11 protein-coding genes are annotated in these 25,296 nt (G+C 73.4%); 6 read left to right on the forward strand and 5 right to left on the reverse strand.

The window, feature by feature from the left end; genetic code table 11:
* Positions 1-142 precede the first annotated feature (142 nt).
* The 3 genes from J5X86_RS33045 to J5X86_RS33055 are packed head-to-tail and all read left to right on the forward strand — an operon-like array spanning position 143 to position 15,259.
* Positions 143-12,679 carry a non-ribosomal peptide synthetase gene (locus tag J5X86_RS33045; protein ID WP_208520377.1) on the forward strand — a complete coding sequence of 4,179 codons (12,537 nt, stop codon included), beginning with the start codon at positions 143-145 and terminating at the stop codon, positions 12,677-12,679.
* Positions 12,676-14,691 (forward strand): class I adenylate-forming enzyme family protein, encoded by a 2,016-nt coding sequence (locus tag J5X86_RS33050; protein WP_208520378.1) that lies wholly within the window; start codon positions 12,676-12,678, stop codon positions 14,689-14,691. The genes J5X86_RS33045 and J5X86_RS33050 overlap by 4 nt, the downstream gene beginning before the upstream one ends.
* 1 nt (position 14,692) lies before the next feature.
* Positions 14,693-15,259, forward strand: coding sequence for a cupin domain-containing protein (locus J5X86_RS33055; protein WP_208520379.1), 567 nt, complete (start codon positions 14,693-14,695; stop codon positions 15,257-15,259).
* Positions 15,260-15,281: 22 nt separating this feature from the next.
* On the opposite strand, the gene J5X86_RS33060 is transcribed toward J5X86_RS33055, so the two are convergent.
* The 5 genes from J5X86_RS33060 to J5X86_RS33080 all read right to left on the reverse strand — a co-directional run bounded on the left by J5X86_RS33060 (position 15,282) and on the right by J5X86_RS33080 (position 20,932).
* A complete protein-coding gene (locus J5X86_RS33060) occupies positions 15,282-16,625 on the reverse strand; it encodes an MFS transporter (protein ID WP_208520380.1) in 1,344 nt (447 codons plus the stop codon).
* Between the two features lie 35 nt (positions 16,626-16,660).
* Complete coding sequence (locus J5X86_RS33065) at positions 16,661-17,131, reverse strand: RpiB/LacA/LacB family sugar-phosphate isomerase (protein WP_014056492.1); 471 nt, start codon at positions 17,129-17,131, stop codon at positions 16,661-16,663.
* A 145-nt stretch (positions 17,132-17,276) separates the two neighbouring features.
* Complete coding sequence (locus tag J5X86_RS33070) at positions 17,277-18,311, reverse strand: LacI family DNA-binding transcriptional regulator (RefSeq protein ID WP_208520381.1); 1,035 nt, start codon at positions 18,309-18,311, stop codon at positions 17,277-17,279.
* A gap of 252 nt (positions 18,312-18,563) precedes the next feature.
* Entirely contained in the window at positions 18,564-19,256 is a 693-nt protein-coding gene (locus tag J5X86_RS33075) for a response regulator (protein WP_208520382.1), read from the reverse strand.
* The gene (locus J5X86_RS33080; protein WP_208520383.1) at positions 19,253-20,932 is read right to left on the reverse strand and encodes an ATP-binding protein; all 1,680 of its coding nucleotides are present in this window, start codon (positions 20,930-20,932) and stop codon (positions 19,253-19,255) included. Before J5X86_RS33080 ends, J5X86_RS33075 begins: the two co-directional genes overlap by 4 nt.
* Positions 20,933-21,030: 98 nt before the next feature.
* On the opposite strand from J5X86_RS33080, the gene J5X86_RS33085 reads away from it, so the two are divergent.
* The 3 genes from J5X86_RS33085 (at position 21,031) to J5X86_RS33095 (ending at position 25,290) form a co-directional block, all read left to right on the forward strand.
* Complete coding sequence (locus tag J5X86_RS33085) at positions 21,031-22,020, forward strand: tripartite tricarboxylate transporter substrate binding protein (protein WP_208520384.1); 990 nt, start codon at positions 21,031-21,033, stop codon at positions 22,018-22,020.
* A gap of 208 nt (positions 22,021-22,228) precedes the next feature.
* Positions 22,229-23,656 carry a GntP family permease gene (locus tag J5X86_RS33090; protein WP_208520385.1) on the forward strand — a complete coding sequence of 476 codons (1,428 nt, stop codon included), beginning with the start codon at positions 22,229-22,231 and terminating at the stop codon, positions 23,654-23,656.
* Between the two features lie 122 nt (positions 23,657-23,778).
* Complete coding sequence (locus tag J5X86_RS33095) at positions 23,779-25,290, forward strand: ankyrin repeat domain-containing protein (RefSeq protein WP_208520386.1); 1,512 nt, start codon at positions 23,779-23,781, stop codon at positions 25,288-25,290.
* Positions 25,291-25,296 lie beyond the last annotated feature (6 nt).

A 25,296-nucleotide genomic window follows, 5' to 3' on the forward strand; every position in this document is an offset into this window, starting at 1 on the left:
CGCCTGTTAGTCTCGGCGACCGGACAAGATCGGAGAGCCGCCGACCGACCACCGTTCCCGAACCATCCGACGACCGACGCGATCGCCCTGTGAAGCCACTGCTACGTTGAGGTCGTCGCACGGCGACCGGGCGGGAAACCCGATGGCCCTGGACGAAACCGGCACCGAACTCCCCGTTTCCGAGGCCCAGTCGGGCGTATGGCTGGCCGAGCGGTCCCGGCCCGACCTGTCCTCGCCCTATCTCTGGGGTGAGTACACCGACATCACCGGAGCGCTCGACACCGACGTCCTCGTGGCCGCCGTACGGCAGGCCGTGCGCGAGACCGAAGCGCTGCACGTCCGCTTCATCGAGGCGCCGGACGGCCGGCCGGTCCAGCGCGTGACGAGCCCGCGCTCCATGTCCTTACCCGTGCGCGACCTGCGGCAGGAGTCGGAGCCGCACGCGACGGCCCTCGGCTGGATGCGCGAGGAGCTGTCCCGGCCCGTCGACCTGGCCGAGGGCGAGCTGTTCGACGGCGCCGTCCTGCGGATCGGCGACCAGCGGCATCTGCTGTTCCACCGGGTGCACCACATCGCCCTCGACGGCTTCGGCATGACCCTCTTCTCGCGGCGCGTCGCCGAGCTCTACGACAGCCTCCTGCGCGGCGGCCCGATACCCGCAAACGGCTGGAGCCCGCTGCGCGCCGCTCTCGAGGAGGACCGCGCCTACCACGCCTCGCCGCGGTGGGAAGCCGACCGGCGGTGGTGGCTCGGCCGTATGGAAGGGCGTCCGGAGTTCCTGAGTCTGGCCGCGCGCCCGGCCCCGGTGCCCGCGGGCTCGCTGCGGCGGACCAGTATCCTGCCCGAAGCGGAGTTCGCCCAACTGCGGTCGGCGGCACGGGAGATGGGGCAGCGCTGGTCGCGGCTCGTCGTCGCCGCGACCGCCGTCTTCGCCCACGCGATGACCGGCAGCCGTGATGTCGTGCTCAGCCTGCCGGTCACCGGACGGGTCAGCGAGCAGAGCCGTCGCGTGCCCGGCATGGCGGCGAACGTGCTGCCCCTGCGCCTGCGGGTCGACCCCGCCGCCCCCTTCGCGGACCTGGCGGCCCGGGCCGACGAGGAGATCGCCCTCGTCCAGCGGCACCAGCGCTACCGGGGTGAGCGACTGCGCCGCGATCTGGGCTACCCCGAGGACGGCCGCCGCTTCTTCGGGCCCGTGCTGAACATCCAGCGCTTCGCCTACGGCCTGCGCTTCGGATCCGCCACCGCCACCGTGCACAACGTCCAGGCGCCGCCCTCGGAGGACCTGTCCCTGGTGGCGTACGACCGCGGCGACGGACCGCTCACCATCGACGCCGACGCCAACCCGGCCAACCACTCCCCGGAGCTGCTGCGCGAGGCAGGTGAAAGGTTCCTGCGGGTGCTGCGCCAGGCCGCCGCCCGCCCGGGCCGGACCCGCGTGGCGCGCTATGCCGTCACCTCGGCCGCCGAACGCGACCGGCTCCGGACGGCGGGCACCGGGCCGCGGCAGCGGACCACCGGCCCGGCGCGGACGGCCCTCGGGTGGTTCCAGGCCCATGTGGCCCGCGCTCCTAGGGCGTTCGCCGTGCGTTCCGCCGCGACCGGCGAGCGGCTCACCTACCGGGAGCTCGACGCCCGGGCGGACGCCGTCGCGGCCCTGCTGACCGCGGCGGGCGTCACCGCCGAGACACCCGTGGGCCTGCTCGTCGAGCGTTCGCCGGATCTCGTGGTCGCGGCGCTGGGGGTCGTCAAGGCGGGGGCCGCGTATCTGCCGCTGCACCGCGAGGACGGACGGGGCCGCCTGACCGCGATCGCCGCCGGGGCGGGGGCGCGGTTCCTGATCACCGACGCCACGACCCGCGACGACGACATCGCCGTGTGGTTCCGCGCCAGGGGGCATCGCACCTTCGTCCTCGGCGATGAGCGACCCGCCCCGGAGCATGGCGCGGGGGACGTGGCCTCGTATCACCGCCCCGGGGCTGTGGTCCCGGATCACGGTGTGGGGGTTGTGCCCCAGGATGGCGGTGTGGGGGTTGTGCCCCCGGATCACCGCCCGGCGGCCGTGCACCCGGAGCACCTCGCATGCGTGATGTTCACCTCGGGCTCGACCGGCGCCCCGAAGGGCGTCGCCATCACCCATGACAATCTCGTACGGCTCGCCGCCGACCGCTGGTGGACCGAGGGCGGCGCGGAGCGGGTGCTGCTGCACTCCCCGCACGCCTTCGACGCGCTCACCCTGGAACTGTGGGTGCCGCTGCTCACCGGTGGCGAGATCGTCATCGCGCCACCGGGCCGGACGGACATCGGTGTCCTGCGTGACGTCATCGCCGCGCACCGCGTCACCGGCCTGTGGCTGACGGCGGGCCTGTTCGCGGCGGTCGCCGAGGAGGACCCCGATTGCCTCGCCGGCGTCCGCCAGGTGTGGACCGGCGGCGACGTGGTCGCCCCCGAGGCCGTACGGCGCGTCCGCACCGCGCGCCCCGCCCCCGCCGTCATCAACGGCTACGGACCCACCGAGACCACCGTCTTCGCCACCCGGCACCCGGTGGACCACCTCCCGGCCGAGGCCACGTCGGTGCCGGTCGGCACCCCGCTCGACGGCACTCGGGTGCACCTCCTGGACGACGCGCTGCGCCCCGTCCCGCCCGGCGTCACCGGGGAGGTCCACCTCTCCGGGGCCGGGCTGGCGCGCGGTTACCTCGGCGCGCCGGCCCGCACCGCGGAGCGCTTCGTGGCCTGCCCGTTCGGCCCTCCCGGCGCCCGTATGTACCGCACCGGAGACCTCGCCCGCTGGAACCCGAACGGAACCCTGGACTTCGTCGGCCGTACCGACAGCCAGGTCAAACTGCGCGGCTATCGCGTCGAACCCGGCGAGATCGACGACGCGTTGTGCCGCCACCCCGCCGTGACGCGCGCCGCCACCGTGCTCCGCGAGGACCGGCCGGGCGAGCGCAGGCTGGTGTCGTACGTCGTCACCGGGCAGCGGGAAACCGTGCGGTCGGGAACCGCGCGGTCGGGAACGGCACACCCCCGGACCGTGCCCCCGGGCGTGGGTGTGGACGTTGATGTGGACGTTGATGCGGACGTCGATCCGGGCGTGGATGTGGATGCGGATGTCGACATCGACGCCGACGCCGACGCCGACGTCGACGCGCTGAAGCGCCACGCCGCCGACCACCTGCCCGCGTTCATGGTGCCCTCGGTGATCGTCCCGGTCGAACGGCTGCCGCTCACCCGCAACGGCAAGCTCGACCGCGCCGCCCTGCCTGCCCCGCCCGCCCCACCGCCGGACCGCGCGGCCACGGGCGGGCCCCGGACGCCCGCCGAGGAGACGCTCGCCGCGCTGTTCCGCGAGGTGCTGGGCGAGCCGGACATTCCGCCGGACAAGGGCTTCTTCGCACTGGGCGGTGACAGCATCCTGGCGATCCACCTGGTCAGCCGGGCCAGGCGGGCCGGTCTCCCGCTCACCTCCCAGGACGTCTTCCGCCACCCCACCGTCGCCGAACTGGCCGCGGCGCTGACCGACCGGCCCCTGCCGCCCATCGTTCCGAGCGAGGGCGGCGCGGACCCGACGGTGGAGCCGACGCCGGTGATGCACTGGCTGCGTGAACGTGGCGGCCCCGTCACCGGGTTCGCGCAGTCGATGGCGCTGCGCACCCCCGCCGGGCTCGATGTGCCCAGGCTGCTCACCCTCCTCGAAGCGCTGGTCGACCGGCACGACATGCTGCGCCTCCGGCTGGTGGCGCGGGACTCCTCCTGGGAGCTGCGGACCGAACCCCGTGGCCGGATCGCACTGGTCCGGCACGACGCGGCCGGTGTGGACCGGCAGGCGCTGGAGGCCGCCGTACGGGAGCACGCCGCGCGGGCCGGAGAGCGGCTGGACCCCGTGGAGGGGCGCGTCGTGCACGCGGAGTGGTTCGACGCCGGAGCCGATCGGCCCGGCACTCTCGTTCTCACCGTGCACCACCTCGCCGTCGACGGGGTGTCGTGGCGGATCATGCTCGACGACCTGCGCGACGGCTGGCGCGCGCTGGCCACCGGCCGGACCCCGGCACCGCAGGCGGTCGGCACGGCGTTCGGGAGGTGGAGCAGGGCGCTGGCGGCGCATGCCCGGGACGCGTCGGTCCTGGCCGAACTCCCGTACTGGACCCAGGTCGCCAACGCGGTGAGCCACCTCCGGGCCGAGCCGCTGCCGGACCCGGCGCGGGACACCGAAGCCACGCGACGCCACCACACCCGCACCCTCCCGGCCGCGCTGACCGCGGCCCTGGCGGAGCGCGCCACCGCCGCGTTCGGCGCCTCGCTGAACGACCTGCTGCTGACCGCGTTCGTCCGGGCCGTCGCCGACTGGCGGGGCGCGGATGAGACGGCCGTCGGCCTGGACCTGGAAGGCCACGGTCGGGAGGAGTTCGTCGCCGGTCTCGAACTGTCGCGTACGGTCGGCTGGTTCACCATCATTCACCCGTTGCTGCTCGACGCGGGGGACGGGGACACGCCCTGGGACGTTGCCGTGGCCCGGGTCCGCGCGGCACTGCGCGACGTACCGGCCCACGGCCTCGGCTACGGCCTGCTGCGCCACCTCAACCCGGAAACCGCCACCCGGCTGGCCGCCCCGGCACCGCCCCCGATCGCCTTCAACTACCTCGGCCGCTTCGAGGCGGACGGCGAGCGGGACTGGAGCCCGGACGGGAGCGTCCTCGCGTCCAGCGCGTCGCCGGATCTGCCGCTGGCGCACGCCGTCGAACTCGACTCCGTCATCGTCGACCACCCCGAAGGCCCCCGGCTCACCGCCATGTGGTCCTGGGCCGGTCGCCTGCTGGACGAGGCGCACCTGGCGGACCTGGCGGGGCGCTGGTTCGACCACCTCGCGGCTCTGGCCGCCGACGCGGACGAGCGACCCACCACGCCCGCGGTGGCCGAGCGAACCGCGGTGGGCGAGCGACCCGTGGCGTCCGCGGTGGACCGTGCGGGCGAGGCGTTGCCGCTGTCGCCCCTCGCCCAAGGGCTGCTGTTCCACTCCCTCTACGATCGCGACGAGGGGGACGAGGGGGACGAAAGCGGCGCCGACGGCGGCGCCGACCCCTATCTCGTCCAGTTCGTCTTCGAGCTGACCGGCGAACTCGACGCCACAGCGCTGCGCGAGGCCCTGCGTGCGCTGCTGCACCGGCATCCGAACCTGGCCGCCGGGTTCCGGCCGGACGCCGTCGGCAGGCCCGTGCAGACGGTGCCGGACCGGATCGACGTTCCGTGGCGGGAGGAGCGGGTGGCGTCTCCCGCGGAGGAGGCCGCCTTCCTCGACCGGGACCGGCGTCTGCGGTTCGACCTCACCGACCCGCCCGCGCTGCGCGCCACTTACCTGCGGGCCGCCGGGCGGCGGCACGTCTTCGTACTGACGGCCCATCACATCCTGCTGGACGGCTGGTCCTGGCCGATAGCGGTCCGGGAGCTCTTCACTCTCTACGCGGGCGGAACACCCCCGGCCGCCACGCCGTACCGCGCCTACCTGGACTGGCTCGCCACGCGCGATGCCGAGGCCGACGAGGCCGCGTGGCGCGGCGTCCTGTCCGGGCTGGACGGCCCCACCCTGGTCGGTGGGGAACGGGGCCGGGGCAGCGCCGACCACGGCCAGGCCGACGCCGAGCTGGATGCCGGAGTGACGGACGAGCTGCGGCGGGCGGCCCGTGCGCACGGGCTGACCGTCAACACGCTCGTACGGCTCGGCTGGGCGATGCTGCTGGGCGCCCACACCGGCCGTGACGACGTCGTCTTCGGCGCCACGGTCTCCGGCCGCCCGCCCGAGCTGCCCGGTGTGGAGAACATCGTCGGCCTGCTGATCAACACCATCCCGGTCCGGGTCCGCCTCGATCCTTCCCGAACCGTCGAGGAGACGCTGCGCGCGCTGCGGGATCAGCAGCTCGCCGTCGTCGAGCACCAGCACGCCGATCTCACCCGGCTCCAGCGCCTGGCCGGACACGGCGAACTCTTCGACAGCCTGGTCGTGTTCGAGAACTACCCCCTCGACGCCGATGTCCTGCGGGACGTAGCGCCCGGCATCGAGATCACCGGGCTGCGGGTGATGGACGGTACGCACTACCCGCTGTCGCTCATCGTCCTGCCCGGCGACGGAACGCGACTTGGCCTGCGGCTCGACCACCACACCGGGGTCCTCGACGCGGACGCCGCCCGGCGCCTGCTCGACCGGCTCGGCGCGCTGCTTCACCGGATCGCCGCCGCGCCCGGCGCCCGGCTCGCCGACATCGACCTCCTGCTGCCGCACGAGCGGACACCTCGGCTCCCGGCCGCCGAGCGGGCATCGGGCCCGACCCTGCCCGGGCTGTTCGAGGCGCGGGCCGCGATGCGTCCCGACGCTCCCGCACTGACCGACGGCGACCGCACCCTCACCTACCGGCAGGTGAACGAACGGGCCAACCGCCTCGCGCGGGTGCTCGTGGCCCGCGGCGCGGGCCCGGACCGGCTCGTCGCCCTCGCCCTGCCACGCGGCGCCGATCTGGTGACCGCCGTCCTCGCCGTGCTCAAGTCCGGCGCGGGCTATCTGCCGCTGGACCCGGCCACCCCGCCCGAGCGCGTGCGACACGTACTGGGCGAAGCCCGCCCGCCCCTGGCCGTGACGACGGCCGAATCCGCCGCCGTACTGCCGCCCGGCCAGGACCGGTTGCTGCTGGACGACCCGGAGACGGCCGCCGCCCTGGTCACGGGCCCGGCCGGTGACCCCGGCCGGTGCACCGACCCGCACACCACCGCCTACGTCATCCACACCTCCGGCTCGACCGGTACGCCCAAGGGCGTCGTGGTCACGCACGACAACGTCGTACGGCTGCTGGACACCACCGATGAGCGGTTCGGCTTCGGGCCGGACGATGTGCACGCCCTGTTCCACTCGTACGCCTTCGACGTGTCCGTGTGGGAGCTGTGGGCGGCCCTCGGCCGTGGCGGGCGGCTCGTCATCGTGCCGCACACGGTCAGCCGGTCGCCGCGCGAGATGTGGCGGCTGCTCGTCCGCGAACGGGTCACCGCCCTGTGTCAGACGCCGTCGGCCTTCTATCAACTCGCCCAGGCGGAAGCCGATATGGCGCGGGAGGCCGACGGCCCGCCCCGGCACGCACTGCGCGTCGTGGTCTTCGCCGGAGAGGCGCTGGACCCACGCCGGATCCGCGACTGGTATCCCGATGGCCCCGGCCCGCACGGCCGCCCCCGGCTGGTGAACATGTACGGCATCACCGAGACCACCGTGCACTCCACGTACGCCGAGCTGACCGACCCGGCCGACACCCGCAGCGCCATCGGAGAACCGCTCGCCGACCTGCGTCTGCACCTGCTCGACCATGCGCTACGGCCGGTGCCGCCCGGCTGCCCCGGCGAGATCTACCTCTCCGGCCCCGGTGTGACCCGTGGCTACCTGGGACGGTCGGCCCTGACCGCGACCCGTTTCGTGGCCGACCCCTTCGGCCCGCCCGGCGCCCGGATGTACCGCTCGGGAGACCTGGCGCGCCGGTGGCAGGACGGCACCCTGGAGTACCTGGGCCGCACCGACCAGCAGGTGAAGGTGCGCGGTTTCCGGATCGAACCGGGCGAGATCGAGGCCGTCCTGGAGCGCCACCCCGACGTCGTTCAGGCCGCGGTCATCGCCCAGGACGCCCAGGATGCCCAGGACGACGGCAGGGGCAACGGCGCGGGTGGCGTACGGCTCGTGGCGTACGCCGTCCCCGCGACGGCGGACACCCGCCTCGACCCCGCCGCCCTGCGCCGCCACGCCGCCGGCCACCTGCCCGGATACATGGTGCCCGGCTTCGTGGTGCCGATCGCCCGGCTGCCGCTGACCCGCAACGGCAAGCTCGACCGGCGCGCCCTGCCCGCACCCACCGAGGGACTGCGGACCGGGGCCGGACGGGCGCCCGCCACCGAGCTGGAGCGGTTCCTGTGCCGCGCCTTCGCCGAAACGCTCGGCGTGCCCGAAGTCGGCGTGGGCGACGGCTTCTTCGACCTCGGCGGCCACTCGCTGCTCGCCACCCAGCTCATCAACAAGATCCGCGCGGGCCTCGGCATCGACCTCGCCATCCGCACGCTGTTCGACGCGCCCACCGTGGCCGCGCTCGCCCCGCGCGTCATCGCGCGGCGCGAGCCCCGCCGGGCGTCGGCCGGACGTCCGGCGGTGCGCCCGCCGTTGCGCCCCGGGCTGCGGCCGGAGCGTGTCCCGCTGTCGTTCGCCCAGCGCCGCCTGTGGTTCCTCTACCACTTCGAGGAGGGCGGTCCGACGTACCACATGCCCTTCGCCTTCACGCTCGACGGCCCGCTGGACACCGAGGCGCTGCGCGCCGCGCTCATGGACGTCCTGACGCGCCACGAGATCCTGCGCACCGTGGTGGAGGTCCACGACGGCGAGCCCTGGCAGCGCCCCACCACCCCCGTCGAGCCGCCCTTCGCGACGGTGTCGCTGGACGAGGCGGACGGGTACGGCGCCGATGAAGCGCGCCTGGTCGAGCGGCTTGCCGCCGACGCCGCCCGCCCCTTCGATCTGACCGCGGAACTGCCCCTGCGGGCAACGCTGTACGCGCTGGGCCCCGACCGGCACGCCCTGCTTCTGCTGCCCCACCACATCGCCGCCGACGGCTGGTCGCTGACCCCGCTCACCCGCGACCTGTCGGCCGCCTACCGGGCCAGGGCCACCGGCACCGCCCCCCGGTGGGAGCCGCTGCCCGCGCAGTACTCGGACTTCGCCCTCTGGCAGCGGGAGTTGCCCACCGACGCCGCCGCCGCGTACTGGACGCGCGCCCTGAGCGGCATCCCGCAGGTGCTGCCGCTGCCCGCCGACCACCCGCGCCCGCCGACCATCTCGCACCGCGGCGGCACCGTCGAGTTGACCCTGGACGCCGAACTGCACCGTGGGCTCACCGCCCTCGCCCGCGAACACGAGGCGAGCATGTTCATGGTGCTGCACGCCGCGCTCGCCGCCCTGCTGTCCGGGCTCGGCGCGGGCGAGGACATCCCGATCGGCACGGCGGTCGGGGGCCGCCACGACGCGGCACTGCACGACACCATCGGCTGCTTCGTCAACACGCTGGTCCTGCGCACCGACCTGTCGGGAACCCCCTCCTTCGCCACGTTGCTGCGCCGGGTGCGCGCGGCCGATCTGGACGCCTTCGATCACCAGGAGCTGCCGTTCGAGCAGTTGGTGAAGCTCCTCAATCCGCCGCGGTCCACCGCGCACCACCCCGTCTTCCAGGTGATGCTGGCCTTCCAGGACACTGGGAGCGCCGACATCGACCTGCCGGGGATCACCGCGCGGCAGGTACCGGTGCACGGCGACCGGGCCCGCCTGGACCTGCTGTGGAGCCTGCGGCAGGAGTACGACGGGACCGGCGCGCCCGCGGGCGTGACCGGGGTGCTGGAGTACAACGCCGACCTGTTCACCCGGGGAACGGCGGACGCGCTGAACGAGCGGCTGGCCAGGCTGCTCCGCGCCGCCGTGGCCGACCCCGGCCGGGCCGTCGCGGACCTGCCCCTGCTCACGGAGGACGAGGAGCGACGGACGGTCACCACCTGGAACGACACCACCTGGAACGACACCGCGCACGAGGCGGCCGGGGCGGCGGGCGTGGTCGAGCTGTTCGCGGCCCAGGCCCGCCGCACCCCGAACGCGCCCGCCGTGATCGGGACCACGGAAACCCTGGACTTCCGGCAGCTCTCCGAACGGGTCGCGGACCTCGCCCGGACGCTTGCGGGCCGTGGCGCGGGCCCCGGCCGGTTGGTCGCCGTCGGGCTGCCGCGCGACACCGGCCTGATCACCGCGTGCCTGGCCGTGCTGGCCTCCGGCGCCGCCTATCTGCCCTTCGACCCCGACCTGCCGCCCGAACGGATCGACGCCCTGCTCGCCGACGCCCGCCCCGCCCTCGTTCTGCGCGCGGCGGACATGGGGGCCATGGGCACTGGTGCTGCGGCCACCGGCACTCCGGGCACCGGCGCTCCGGGCACCGAGGCTCTGGGCACCGGCGCTCCGGGCACCGAGGCCCTGGTCACCGGCACTCCGGACGTCGAGGCCTTGGCCGTCGGGGCCCTGGGCACCTGCACTCCGGACGTCGAGGCCTTGGCCGTCGAGGCCCGGGGCACCGGCACTCCGGGCACCGAGGCCCCGGGCACCGAGGCCCTGGGCACCTGCACTCCGGACGTCGAAGCCCTGGCCATCGAGGCCCCGGCCACCGAGGCCCCGGCCACCGAGGCCCCGGCCACCGAGGCCCCGGGCACCGACGCGGCGGGCACTGCCCCCGCGGCCGACGGCGTTGCGGCCGCCACCCGCGGCCCGGCCACCACCCACGCCCCGAAACCCACCGGCGAGCCCTGGGCCCTCACCGCCGGGCCGGTCACGCCGTCCGGCCCCGCCCGGCTGCCTGCCGACGCCGCCTACGCGATCCACACCTCCGGCTCCACCGGCCACCCCAAAGCCGTCGTCGTCCCGCGCCCGGCGCTGACCAACCTGCTGGCCGCGATGCGCGAACGACTCGGTGTCCGCGCCGGCGACCGCGTCCTGGCGGCCGCCCCGGCCGGCTTCGACATGTCGGTGCCCGAGCTGTTCCTCGGCCCCGTCACCGGCGCCGCCACGGTGGTCGCCGACGCCGCGACGCTCCGTGACCCGGACGCCCTGCTCGCCTTCCTGGCCCGGCACCGCGTCACGGTCATGCAGGCCACCCCCTCACGCTGGGAGACCCTGGCGGCCCGGCGGCCCGCCGTGCTGCACGGCATGCGCGCGGTGATCGGCGGTGAGTCCGTCCCCGGCCCGCTCGCCGAGACGCTCACCGGCCTCGGCTGCCGTCTGCTCGCCTGCTACGGCCCCACCGAGACCACCGTCTGGTCCGCCTGCCACCCCGTCACCGGCCCCCAGGAGCCCGGTGTCCCCCTGGGCCGCCCCGTCGCCAACACCCGCGCGTACGTTCTCAACCACCGGCTGCGGCCCGCGCCGCCCGGCGCCATCGGTGAGCTGTACCTGGCCGGGGCGGGCGTCGCCCACGGCTATCTGCACCGTCCGTCGCTCACCGCGTGGCGCTTCGTCGCCGACCCCTTCGGCCCGCCCGGCACCCGTATGTACCGCACCGGCGACCTGGCCTCCTGGCGGGCCGACGGCACCCTGCGCTTCCACGGCCGCGACGACGACCAGATCAAACTGCGCGGCCACCGCATCGAACTCGGCGAGATCGAGGCCGCGTTGACGGCGCACCCCCACGTGCGGGCCGCCGCTGCGGCGGTGCGGGACCTGGGACCCGACGACCGGCGGCTGGTCGGCTACATCGTGCCCCGATCCGCCGGAACCGGCCTCGCCGGGGCTGGCCTCGCCGACGTCGGCCTCGCCGGGGCCGATCCCGCCGGGGCCGACCTCGACCTCGACTCCGTACGCGACCACCTGGCCGCGCGGCTGCCCGGCTACATGCTGCCCGCCCAGCTCCATCCCCTCGACCGCCTTCCGCTCACCCGGAACGGCAAGGTGGACCGGCGCGCGCTGCCCGAGCCCGAATGGGGCCGCGGCACCCGCGGCCGGGCGCCGGGCACGCTGCGGGAGGAGGCGCTGTGCCGACTGTTCGCCGAGGTGCTCGGCCTGCCCCGGATCGGGGCCACGGACAGCTTCTTCGAACTGGGCGGGCACTCGCTGAGCGCCACCCGGCTCGCCTCCCGGATCCACGAGGTGCTCGGCCTGCGGCCCACCATCCGCGACCTGTTCGAAGCGACCACCCCGGCCGCCCTCGCCGCACGTCTCGACGACGGCACGCCCACGACCCGGGGCCACCTCATCGCGTACCGCGCCGGCGGCGAAGCGGCGCCGGTGTTCTGTGTGCACCCCCTGAGCGGCCTCGGCTGGCTGTACGCCGGGCTGCTGCACCACGTCGACCGCGCGCATCCGCTCTACGCCCTCCGGGGCGAGGGCCCCGGCGGCATCCGCCAACTGCCCTCCAGCGTCGAGGAGATGGCCGAGATCTACGTCGACGAACTGCGGTCGGTGCGCCCGCACGGCCCGTACCACCTGATCGGCTGGTCCTTCGGCGGTCTCGTCGCCCACGCCATGGCAGTACGGCTGCGCGAGCTGGGCGTCGAGCCAGGGCTGGTCTGCATCGTCGACACCCTGCCGCCGCACCCCGGCGACGCACCCGGCGACGGACCCGGCGAAGCACCCGGCGACGGGCCCGGGGAGCGCATCGACGAGGAGCGGATCCACCGCATCCTGCTGACCGCGGCCGGATACGACGAGCGGCGATTCCCGCCCGGCGAAACGGACTTCGCCACGGTCACCGCCGCGCTCCGGGCCGAGGGCAGTGTGCTCGCCACTCTCACCGAGGAGGACATCGGCCGCGTCGTCGCGGTCTCCAAGAACAACGCCCGGCTCCTGCGGGGCTACCGGCCACCCGTCCTGGACGGCGATGCCGTCCACGTGGCGGGCGCCGGAAACCGCCCGTCGCTGCGAAAGGCGTGGCGTCCGCTGGTCACCGGCGCGCTCACCGTCCACGAAGTCGACTGCGACCACGAACGGATCATGCAGCCCCAGCACATCGGCGACTTCGGCCGGATCCTCGCCGACGAACTGCACCGAGTGGAAGGGGCACGCCGAGCCGAGGAGCCGCGCCGAGCCGAGACGGCGCGACGATACGAGCCCACCGCCCGAGGGACGGAGAACCCATGACATCCGTGGCGCACCGAGCCCCGCTGGACACCACGGAACTGGCACGGCGCTTCCGAGCACCGCTGCACGGCCTGGAGGAGCTGCCGGCCGGTGCCCGCGTCGTCATCCGGCTCCCGCATGGCGAGCCGCTGGCCGGGGCCCTCCTCACCTGCTTCGACCTGGGGCTGGTGGCCGTACCGCGCCATCCGCGCAGCTCCGATGCGGAACTGGCCGACACCGTACGGCGCGTGGACGCCTCGGCGGTCATCGACGCATCCCGCGACCGCGCGCAGGCGCTCCGCGCGCGGATCCTCCCCGGGGCCCCGGCCGATCCCGGGGGAGCGGGCCTGGCGTTCATCATGTTCACCTCCGGATCCACCGGCACCCCCAAGGGCGTGATGCTCAGCCGCCGCGCCGTCCTCGGCAACGCCACCAAGACGGCGCGGCTGCACCGCTTCGCCCCCGGCCGTCCGCACGGCACCTGCCTGCCGCTGTACCACTGCAACGCGCTCGTCATGTCGCTCATCGGCGCCCACATCACGCACACCCCGCTGGTCCTGCACACCGCCTTCGACCCGGAAGGCTATCTGCGCGATCTGGCGGCGGGCGGCGCCCGCACCGCCTCGATCGTTCCCGCCCTGCTCACCGAGCTGGTGGAGGCGGGCCCCGCCTGGCCGGACGGCCTGGACTACCTGATCACCGCGGCCGCCCCGCTCACCTGCGACCTCGCCCGGCGCTTCCACCGGCGCTACGGGCCACGACTCCGCCAGGGATACGGGCTCACCGAAGCGGTCAACTTCAGCTTCACCATGCCCGCGTTGACCGGGGAGGACTTCCTGGCGCAGTACCTCGACCGCTTCCCGCCCGTCGGACTCCCGCTGCCCGGCACGGAGGTACGGCTCGCCTCCGGCGAGGTGTGGATCAGAACACCGGACATGATGGACGGCTACTGGCGCGACCCGGGCGGCACCGCCGAGACGCTCACCCCCGACGGCTGGTTGCGCACCGGCGACCTCGGAGAGTTCCGCGACGGACTGCTCGTGCTCAGGGGGCGCGCCAAGGAACGCATCGACCGTGGTGGCGAGAAGCACTATCCGCTGGACGTGGAGCGGATGTGGCACGACGCGGGCCTGCGCGGCCGGTTCGCCGCCGTCCCGGTGGCCGAGACCACTCTCGGCCATGAGGTCGGCCTCGTCATCGACGAGCCTGCCGCCACCACCCTCGACGCGGTGCGGACCGTGTGCGAGCAGGCCGCCCTACGCCCCGCCGCCGTCCGATGGGGCGGCTTCCTGGCCACCGCCACCGGCAAGCCGCAGCGCACCGCGATGGGCGGCACCCTGGCCGTACGGCGGATCTCCGCCGTCCGCTACGAACGACTGCTGCGCTACGCCGCCGCCACCGCCCGGACCCTGCTCGCCACCAGCCCGACGGAGGACGCGTCCTCGTGGGACCTGGACCGTGACCCGCACCGCGCACTGCGCGCGATCGCGCCGTACGCCGCCGACGAACCGGCCCCCACCGGAGACGAGCCGGCCTTCGCCGCGTTCGACTTCCTGTGCGCACACGTGCGCGAGAACGGGATCCGGACGCCCCTGCCGGAGGCGGAGAAGGCGCGGTGGCGTACGTATCTGCGGTCCCAGTGGCCCCTCTCGGAATACGCCGAACTGGCGTCCCAGATCGTCAAGTTCGCGGCCGAACCCGTCACCGAGGACGGCGTACCCGCCGCGCCCGGGCCGGTGGAGTTCGGCGCACGGTGGGAATCCGAGGACGGCATACTGCGACTGCTGCCCCACGCCCCCGCCACCCCCACCCATGACTCCACCCAAGCCCCCACCACTGCCGACGGCACGCCATGGGCGCTCGACTACCTGTGGCGCCGTCTCGCGGACGACCACGGGACGGCCCGTGCCGACCGCTGGACGTGGGTGCGGCAGCCGCGCACCGGCCGCCCGGCCACGGTGGGCTTTTCCGTTCTGCGCGCCGGCCGCCATGACCTGGGCGGCGTCGTTTGGGATTCACAACCGAGGGAGTGACATGCCGGAACAGGACACCGAGCCCGCGCTCAAGATCGCGACCTGGGCCACGAGGACGGTACGCCACCAGCACACCGGACTGCATGTGGAGCATGCTCCGCTGCCCGTGCCGGTCCACGGCACGGCGTCGGCCAGCGGACGCGAACTGGTGACCAACGGGGACATCGGCGCCGACCTGATCCGGCTGCCCGCGGGCGCCGGGTTCGTCCCGCACACCCACCCCGGCCACCACGTTCTGACCGTGGTGGCCGGCATCGGGACCATCACCTACGACGGCCGCATCCACGAAACCCACGCCGGACAGACCTTCCTGATCGAAGGTGACATCCCGCACGCCGTCGGCGCGATCACCGACCATCTGATCCTCGCCGTCGGCTCGCCGCACAAGCGGATCGGCGCGGACGACCGGATGACCCCGGTGGCGTACGAGGAAGTGGTCGCCGACGACGGCGAACTGACCTGCCTGATCTGCCGCCGTACGGCCGGTCCGCCACGCTACCTGCACACCACGGGCTGCCCGCACTGTCCCTGCCGGACGTGTGCGGGCATGCCGGGTCAGGACCGCTAGGCCCGGTCCGTGAGGGCCACCCTCAGCGGGAAGGATGCCCCGCCCGATCGGCCGGCCGCCGCGGCTGACCGGTCGGGAGGGCCGTGCGCTGCCCGGGACCCCAGGTCTCGCGGGTGGACAGCACACCGAGAAGTCCCACCAGAGCGATGCACACGTAGAGACCGGCCGGGCCCGCCCAGCCGAAGGACTCCGCGAGCAGGACCGCGAGGAACGGCGCGAAACCGGCCACCGACGCCGCCGTCTGGTAGCCCAGCGAGGCCCCGGACGTGCGGGTGGCGGTGTTGAACAGCTCGGCGAACCAGGCCGCTTGAGTGCCCGTCAGTGCTGCGTGGATCACCCCGATGCCGATCAGGAAGATCAGCACGATGAGCACCGGAGCCCCGGAGTTGGCCATCAGGAACATCGGGAAGCCGAAGAGGGCGGCCAGCACACAGGCCACGAGGTAGACCGTGCGGCGGCCCACGCGGTCCGTGAGCGCGCCGGAGAGCACGGTGGTGGCGGTGGCGAGCAGACTGGCGGTGACCACACCGGCGAGTGCCACGCCACGGTCGCCGGAGTCGCGGTCGGTGATGTAGGACAGGAGGTAGGTGGCGGTCAGGTAGTAGGCACAGGACTCCACGACGCGCAGGGCGATGATGCGCAGGATGTTGCGCCAGTCCTCGCGCACCACGCTGAGCAGCGGGTTGCGGACGGTGGTGCCCTTCGCCCGGGCGGCCTCGAACTCCGGGGACTCGGTGAGCTTCATCCGGATGACCACTCCGGCCACGATCAGCAGGGCGCTGGCCAGGAAGGGCAGCCGCCAGGCCCAGTCGGAGTCGAGGGTGGAGGAGAGCAGGAAGGCGATGTTGGCGAGCGCGATGCCCAGCGGGTTGCCGGCCTGCGGTATCGCCGAGTACAGGCCACGGCGGGTGCGGGGCGCGTGTTCGTACGTCATCATCACGGCGCTGCCCCACTCGGCGCCGAACGCCAGCCCCTGAATACAGCGGATGACCACCAGCAGCGCGGGCGCGAACACCCCGACCTGCTCATAGGTGGGCAGCATGCCGATCAGGACGGTGGCGATGCCCATCGTCAGCAGGGCCGCGACCAGGACCGGTTTACGCCCGTGGCGGTCGCCGAGGTAACCGCCGATGGCCCCGCCGATCGGGCGCATCAGAAAGCCGACGCCGAGGGTGACGAAGGCCAGCAGAGTGCCGACCACCGGGTCCGAGTTGGGGAAGAACGCGTCGCCGAAGTACAGGGCGGACGCGGTGCCGTAGGCGACGAAGTCGTAGTTCTCGACGCAGGTGCCGACGGCGGACGCGAGGGCCGTCCGGACGCGTCCACGCGTCGGTGGCGGGGTCGGGGGTGAGGCAGGAGCGCTCATACCGGTCTCCTTCGATCGGAGGTGTGCCAGAGAAGTCAGATGCGGTCGGCGAGCTCGCGGGCCGAGCGCAGTTCCAGGTCGCGGAGCTTGGCCACGCGGCGCACCGTGTCGGCGTCGTCGTCGAACGTCGCGGCCAGGAACGCCTCCAGGACCTCCGTGGCCATCGCCGGTCCGATGAGCCAGGCACCCATGGCGAGCGCGTTGGCGTCGTCGTGCTCGACGGCCTGGTGGGCGGAGTACACGTCATGTCCGAGACCGCATCGAATGCCCGCGATCTTGTTGGCGGCCATCAGCGCGCCCGCGCCCGTCCCGCACACCAGCACGGCGCGGTCGGCTTCCCCGCGGCGTACGGCGTCGCAGGTGGCGAAGGTGATGTCGGGGAAGTCGACGGGGGTTTCGGTGTCGGGGCCGAAGTCGGCCACCTCATGTCCCAGGCGTCGCAGCACCTGGCGGACGTGTTCCTTGAGCGCCAGCCCCGCGTGGTCGTTGCCGAGTGCGATGCGCATGGTCAGCCTTTCGTCGTGCGTCGGGCAGGTGAGGGTGGTCCGCGAAGGCCGCGCGGAGGCGGCGGGGCCGCACGCTGGGCGGCTCCGCGGAGTGGGTGTTCGGGCTGTGGGTCTTCGGGCTGTGGGTGTGGGTGGGTCGGGGCCGTCAGACGGAGGGGTGGACGGCGGCGGTGTGCGCCGGCCGCGCCGAGGATGACCGGCGGGGGATCAGCCGCATGGGGAGGACGACGGATTCGGCCGTGTCGCCGTTGATGACGTCGAGCAGGAGCCGCATCGCGGTCGCCCCTAAGGCCCGGGCGTCGTGGGCCACCACGGTGAGCGGGGGGTCGAGTTCGGCGAACCACTCGATGTCGTCGAAGGCGACCAGCGCCAGATCCTCGCCGATCCGCAGACCGCGTCGGCGCACCTCGCTCACGGCGCCGACCGCCATCAGGCTGTCGGCGGCGAGCAACGCGGTCGGCGGCCGGTGGTTCGCGAGGAGTTTCGCGGCCGCCGTGCCACCGCTCGCCCGGCGGAAGTCGCCCGCCGTGATCAGCGCGGGGTCGTCGTCCAGATGGTGGCGGGCGATCGACTCCAGGAACGCGCTCAGACGCGCCCGCCCGGTGGACACGGACGGCGGTCCGCCGATGTATCCGATACGGGTGTGGCCCTGTTCGGCGAGATGGGCGACGGCGAGCTCGACCCCGTGTGCGTTGTCGGCGGTCACGCTGGGCACATCGAACCCGTCGACGGTGCGGTCCACGAAGACCAGCGGCACCCGCGCCTGTTCCAGAGCGCGCAGGTCGCCGCGGCCCGCTCCTTGGGGAGCGATGATGATGCCGTCCACCCGCTGGGTGAGGAACACATCCAGGTAGGTGTCCTGCTGTGCGGTGTCCTCATTGGCGTTGGCCAGCAGCGTGACGTACGACGAGGCGAGCGCGGTCTGTTCGGCGCCGTGGGCGATGTCCGCGAAGAACGGGTTGCGTACGTCGGAGACGAGGAGCCCCACCGCATGGCTGCGCGCCGAACGCAGCGCCTGCGCCCGGGCGTTCACCCGATAGCCGAGCTCGGTGGCCGCCGCCCGCACACGTTCGCGGGCCGCGGGTGAGGTGGCCGAGTGGCCGGAGAGCACCCGCGACGCGGTCCCCACGGAGACACCGGCGCGCGCTGCGACGTCCTTGAGGGTAACGGTGGCGTCCACATGCGGCCTTTCACTACGTCGGGCTCGTGCGGGTGCGGCGAAGCGGCCGCCCTGGTGGTGAGGTTGGGGGAGGGGCAGGGACGGCGTGGCTCGGAACGAACCCCATTGGAACCGATTCCATGGAATCGATTCCAATGGGATCTTGGTGGACGCGCCGACCCGCGTCAAGGGTCATGACAAGGCTCGTTCGGCTGTCTCACCCCGGGCCACCCACCGGGCTTGGTGCGAACGGTGTGGACCGGACCGGGGTTGCTACGCCCGCCAGTTGTAACGGCGCTCCGGGCGGCCGGCGGTGCCGTAGCGCAGGGAGACGTCGGCGTTGCCGCTGGCGTGGAAGTACTCCAGGTAACGGCGGGCGCTGACCCGGGAGATGCCGATCGCGGTGGCCGCCTCGGCGGCGGAGACGGTGCCGTCCGCCTCGCGGAGGGCGCGCTCGACGAGCTGGGCGGTCTCCACGCTCAGGCCCTTCGGGAGGGCCCCGCCCGCCGGGGGTGCGAACGCCCCGGCCAGGACCCGGTCCACGTCCGCCTGGCCGCGGACGACGGTGGTGAGCAGCCGGCCGCGCTGGGTCGCATAACGTTCGAGGCGGGGCTGCAGATCCTCGTAGTCGAAGGGCTTGAGGACATAGTCGACCACGCCCTGGCGGACCGCGCCGCGCACCGCGTCGGCCTCCCGCGCCGCGGTGATCACCATGACGTCGCAGTCGTGCCCGGCGGTGCGCAGCCGGGGGATGACGTCCAGGCCGAAGAGGTCCGGCAGATAGAGGTCGAGCAGGACCAGGTCGGGACGGAGCGCGTCGACCGCCTCGATCGCCTGCTCGCCGGTGTGGGCGGTGCCGACGACGCGGAACGGTGCCACCCGCTCCACGAAGGTGCGGTGGACACGGGCCACCATGAAGTCGTCGTCCACGACGAGCACATCGATCGTGCCGGCCGACTCGGTCATCGGGTCACTCCTTCCGCCGCCGCGTCGGCGGGGTGGCTGACGGACATGCGGGCGCTGAACATCGCGCCCTGGGGGGTGTTGGTCACCGCGATCTCGCCACCGCGGCGCTCGCAGACGAGCCGGGTGAGGGCGAGCCCGATGCCGCGCTCGCCCTCCCGGGCGGCCTTGGTGGTGAAGCCATGGGCGAAGACCTCCTGGGCGAGTCCGGGGGCGACACCGGGGCCGGAGTCGCGTACGACGATCTCCACGCTGGCGTTGTCCTGGCGCAGCTCGACCTCCACCCATGGCTCGTCGCCGTCCCCGCGTTCGGCCATGTCCCTGCCCCCGTCGCCGCGCTCGGACGTCGCGGCGTCGATGGCGTTGTCGACCAGGTTGCCGACCACGGTCGCCACATCGGCGGCGTCCTCGGGGGTCAGCCGGTCCAGCGCGGTGCGGTCCGAGAGGCGCAGGGCCACCTTCCGCTCGGCGGCCTGGGACGCCTTCGCCATCAGCAGCGCGGCCACGGCGGTGTCCCGGACCCGGCGGCCGATGGACATGTCCAGCGACTGGCGGCGCTGGTTCAGCGCCCTGATGTAGCGCACCACCTCCTCCTGCTCGCCGATCTGGATCAGCCCGGAGATGGTGTGGAGCTGGTTGGCGAACTCGTGGGTCTGCGCGCGCAGCAGCTCGGAGGTGCTCCGGAAGGAGCCGATCTCGCGCTCCAGCCTCGCCAGCTCGGTGCGGTCCCGCAGCGTGGTGACGGAGCCGAGCGGCCGTCCGTCCTTGACGACGGTCATCCGGTTCATGACCAGGACGCGGCCGTGCCGGACGACGACCTCGTCCTTCGGGTCCGTCGTTTCCCTCCGCCCCCCGGCCAGCACGTCCAGCAGCCGTCCCTCGATGCCGAGCTCGGCCAGGTTCCGGCCCACGCAGTCCTCGGGCAGGTCCAGCAGCCGTCTGCCCATGTCGTTGACGAGCGTCACCCGATGCTGCGGATCGAGCGCGACAACGCCCTCGGCGATGCCGTACAGCATCGCCTCGCGGTGCTCGGCCAGCCCGGTGATCTCACGCGGCTCCAGCCCGAGCGTCTGCCGTTTGACGCGCCGGGCCAGCAGCCAGGAGCCGACGACGCCGAGCGCGCTGGCGACACCGAGGTAGACGGGCAGGTACGAGGACGCGCCGCTCAGCCGCTGCCACACCGTGGGAGACGCCTCGCCGATCATGACGGTGCCCAGATGCCGCCCCAGGTCGTCGCCCGTCGCACCGAGGACCGGCACCTGGGCCACCAGTTCCCGGCTGCCGTCCCAGTCCAGCGTGCCCGACCAGCCGCGCCCCGCGGCGACCCCTTTGCCCAGCGGCAGCCGGTCGCCGAGCACCGTGGGATTCGTCGAGCTGACGACGCGCCCGTCACCATCGGCCACCGTGACGGACGTCACCCGCGACTGCACCCGGGACGAATACACCAGGGGGGCCAGCGCCTCCGCCGGTGAGGGGCCCACCAGCCGGCTGCGTACCAGCGGCTGGGCGGCGAGCTGCTCGGCGAGCGCACCGACCCGGCGGCCTTCCACCCGGTTGAAGGTGGCCTCCGACTGGGCGAGCGAGACCGCGGCGACCGCCATCAGCACCACCACGACGATGGCGAGCTGCAACACCAGCATCTCGCCCGCGAGCGTTTGACGACGGAACGCGGCGACCACAATGAACTCAATCTCTCCTGCTGACACAACCTGGGCGCATTTCCCACCAGGCTGCACAATCATGGCGTCCGCCGTATGGGAAGCGAAAGGGAGGTGCCATGAGAGGCCGCACCCGCGCCCTGTCCGGCCTCCTGGCCGCTGTGCTGTCCCTGCTCGTCGGAGCCTGTGGCACCTGGCCGGGCCCCGGGGACACCGCGGACGACGGTCTGCGGATCCTGGTGCCCAACACACCCGGAGGCGGGTACGACACCACGGCACGGACCGTGGCCCGGGTGCTGGAGGAGACCGGGACCGCCTCGGACATGGAAGTGTTCAACCTGCCCGGAGCCGGTGGCACCGTGGGCCTGCAGCGCACCGTGGACGAACGGGGCAACGGGAGGCTCGCCCTGCAGATGGGCCTCGGTGTCCTCGGCGCTGCCCATGTGCAGGGCGCGAAGGTGACCGTGGCGCGGACCACCCCGATCGCCCGTCTGATCGAGGAGCCCGAAGCGGTGGTGGTCCGCAAGGACTCGCCGTACCGCACCCTCGCGGACCTGGTCACCGGGTGGCGCAAGAGCCCCGGAGGCGTCACGGTCGGTGGCGGCTCGTCACTGGGCGGCCCGGACCACCTGCTGCCCATGGCGCTGGCCGGCGCGGTCGGCATCCAGCCGAAGAAGGTGCGGTACGCCGCCTACGACGGCGGTGGCGGCGATCTGCTCCCCGCCCTGCTGGACGGCCGGGTCGACTTCGCCACCAGCGGCATCGGCGAGTTCCTCGACCAGATCGCCGCCGGACAGCTCAGGGTGCTCGCGGTCACCAGCGACCGGCCGGTGGCCGCGCTGCCCAGGGTGCCGACGCTGAAGGCCGCCGGGATCGATCTCGTCTTCGACAACTGGCGGGGGATCGTCGCCCCGCCCGGCATCAGCTCCGCGGACCGCGAACGCTGGATCGAGGTGCTGACCGCGCTGCACACCTCCCGGCAGTGGAAGGCCGAGCTCACCCGCCACGGCTGGACCGACGCCTTCACCACCGGTGGCGCCTTCGCCACCTACCTGGCCCGGCAGGACAAGGCCGTGGCCGAACTGGTCGGACACCTGGGACTGGACTGACCGACCCCCCGGGCGGCCGCCACCGGTGAGCCTCACCGGCCACCGCCACTGGCCCCGCCTCACGCCCGCATGCCCTCGATTCGCACCACCCCCTGACCCACCCATGCCCTCGACTCGCGCCCCACCCCCCTGACCCACCCATGCCCTGGTGGCCGTACGAACCCGCCCGCATGTCCCGTAATGACACGCATGTCCTGGAAGGCACCGCATGACCGCACACACCTGGTGGCTGCTGCTCATCCTCACGGTGGCGATAGCAGCACTGATCTACCTCATCAACTCCCGGCTGCGTGTCCACCCGTTCGTCGCGCTGATCCTGGTCAGCGTGGGCACGGGGATCGCGGCCGGGGAACCCGCCTCGAAACTCGCCGAATCCATCGAGGAGGGCGCCGGCGGCACCCTCGGCGACGTGGGCGTCACCCTCGCCCTGGGCGCCATGCTCGGCCGTCTGCTGTCCGACTCGGGCGCGACCGACACCATCGCCCGCGCCCTCGTCGCCCGCGCCGAGCCGCGCAGGCTGCCCTGGCTGGTCGGTGCCGCGGCGTTCGTCATCGGCGTGCCCATGTTCTTCGAGGTGGGCCTGATCGTGCTGCTGCCCTTGATCTTCAGCGTCGCCCGCAGGATGGAGGGCCAGGGCGGCACGAAGGGCAGCCCGTACGTACTCCTCGGCGTGCCCGCCATCGCCTCGCTGTCCACCCTGCACGGCATGCTGCCGCCCCACCCCGGCCCGCTGACCGCGATGACCGGCCTCCACGCCGACCTCGGTCTCACCCTCGGCGTCGGCATCGTCTGCGCCGTACCCACCGTCATCCTCGCGGGCCCCGTCTACGCCCGCTGGATCGCGCCCCGGCTTCCCGACGTCGCCCCGGACGCCGAACTGGTGGCCCAGTTCGCCGGGGCCGAGCGGCAGCCCGCTGCGGCCACCTCCGGACCCGGTGCGCAGGCGGACACGGACGCGCCCCGCCGGACCGGTGTGCCCACCGGCCTGGCCGTGGCGGCGGTGCTGGTCCCCGTCGTCCTGATGCTGCTGCGCACGCTGGCCGAGACGGTGCTGGACGAGTCGAGCGGGCTGGGCGCGGCGCTCGTATTCGCCGGAGAGCCGCTGGTGGCGATGCTCGCCGGTTTCGTCTTCGCCCTCGGGGTGACGTTCGCCGGTTCCGGCCGCTCCGGTGAGGAGACCCGTGCCTCCCTGACCGACAGCCTGAAGTCCATCGCCGCGATCCTGCTCATCATCGGTGGGGGAGGGGCGTTCAAGCAGGTCCTTCAGGACTCGGGCATCGGCGATGCCATCGCCTCGGCCGCCGAGGGCGCCCATATCAATGTGATCCTGCTGGGCTGGCTGATCGCCCTGCTGCTGTCGCTGACCACGGGCTCCGCCACCGTCGGCATCGTCTCGGCCACCGGCATCGTGGCCCCGCTGATCGGTGACGGCGGGGGCCTGGAGGCATCCCTGCTGGTGGTCGCGATCGGGGCCGGTTCCCTCGGCCTCAACTATGTCAACCACGCTGGGTTCTGGCTGGTGAAGGAGTCGTTCGGGATGGACCTCGGCCAGGCCACCAAGACCCAGACGGTTGTGCAGACGCTGGTCAGCGTGCTCGGCCTGGCGATGGCGCTGCTGCTGTCGGTGTTCGCCTGAGCCGAGGCGGCGGCCGGGCGGTCGCGACGGCGCCGGTCGCGACCGGCCCCGTCGCGGTCGGCGCCGACCGCGGCGGGCCCGGCCGCCCGGAGGCTGTCGGACCAGCCTGCCAGACTCCGGCCATGGATCTTGACGAGCTGTTGCGGTGTCTCGCGGAGGCCGAGTCGGGTGAGCTGCGGGAGGAGCTGACCGGTGGGCGCTATGTGGTCGTGCAGTACGACTCCGAGGAGACGGTGTTCGACGACGCGGACCTCGCGGAACTCTTCGGTGTCCCAGCCCCCGGCACCGGCGCGGCGGCCCCGGACGCCGTCGAGGACCCGGATGCCATCGAGGACACCGACGAGGAGTCCGAGGACGAGGAGTTCGAGGACGAGGACGGTGCCTGGTTCTCCCTCATCGGTGTCGCGACCTCGCTCTACGAGGCGCTGGATCTCCTCGGTGACGAACTCCCCGACGAGGATGATCTGACGGAACTCGACGAGGAGGAGTGGGCGGCGGAGGCGGCCGAGTTCGGTGCGCACGTTTTCGGCGCGGAGGTGTTCGGCGCGGCAGCGGAGGACGAAGACGGAGAAGAAGGCGGAGAAGGAGACGGCGAAGAGGGGAACGAATGGCTCGCTCTTCTGCGAGGCATACGGGACCCGCGGCGGCGCTCCGTCGTCCAGTTGCTCTGCGGTGTCCTCGGCCCGATGGACTTCCTGACAGAGGACTTCGAGGAGGACTGCTACCTGGGCCATGTGGCGACCCGGCTCCCCGGAGCACGATTCGTCATGCTGGCCAGCGCCGCCCCGCCGAACCAGGAAGTGGCCTTCGCCATCCTGGAACTCCCGCCCCGCGATACGCCGGACCCCGTCAGCCGCGCCCTGCTGCTGGCCGCTGCCGCCGGGAATCCCGCCGCGCTGCGTGCCGCGCTCGGCGAGGGCGCTGACGTCGGCACGCTCGACGAGTACGCCGCGGCACCGCTGCACCACGCCGTGGCGGCGCGTTCGGCCGAGGTCGTCGAGGCGCTGCTCGCGGCGGGTGCCGATCCGCGCGCCCAGGCGGCCTTCGGCAACGCACCCCAGTTCACGGCCGCCGGTCCGGGCCGTCCATACCCCACCGCCCGCCGGGTCGAAGACGAGGAGCACTGGAGCCTCCTGTGGTCCCTGCTGGACGCGGGCGCCGATATCAACGCCGCCAACACCGCCGGTCAGACCCTGCTCGACCTGGCCGTCCGGTCGGATCCGTACCCGGAGCGGCAGGTGCGCCTGCTGCTGGAACGGGGAGCTGTCAGCCGCGAACTCGCGACCGCGCGCGTGGACGCGCTCGTCCGCGGGCTGCCGTACGGGTACGAGGAGGAGCTGTGCGTACTGCGCAATCAGGTCCGCTTTCTGCTGGACACCGGCGCGCCGTACGACCATCCGCTGGACTCTCTGCTCGCCGTCACGGGCTACTACGAGCGTGAACTTTCCGCCGACTATCTCGTTGAACTCGTCGACATCATGGTGAGCCGCGGCGTGGGTGACCGGCCGGGCACCTATGGTCGGACGGCTCGCGAGAGCGCCATGCAGTGGGTCGATCACGGCCTGACCCACTACCAGGCCGTGGTGGACCGGCTCGCCGCGGTGGCCCCGGACGACGCTGAGGTGAAACGTTGAGGTGAA

Origin of the sequence: Streptomyces sp. NEAU-YJ-81 (assembly GCF_017592595.1) — a bacterium.
GTDB classification, from domain to species: domain Bacteria; phylum Actinomycetota; class Actinomycetes; order Streptomycetales; family Streptomycetaceae; genus Streptomyces; species Streptomyces hygroscopicus_B.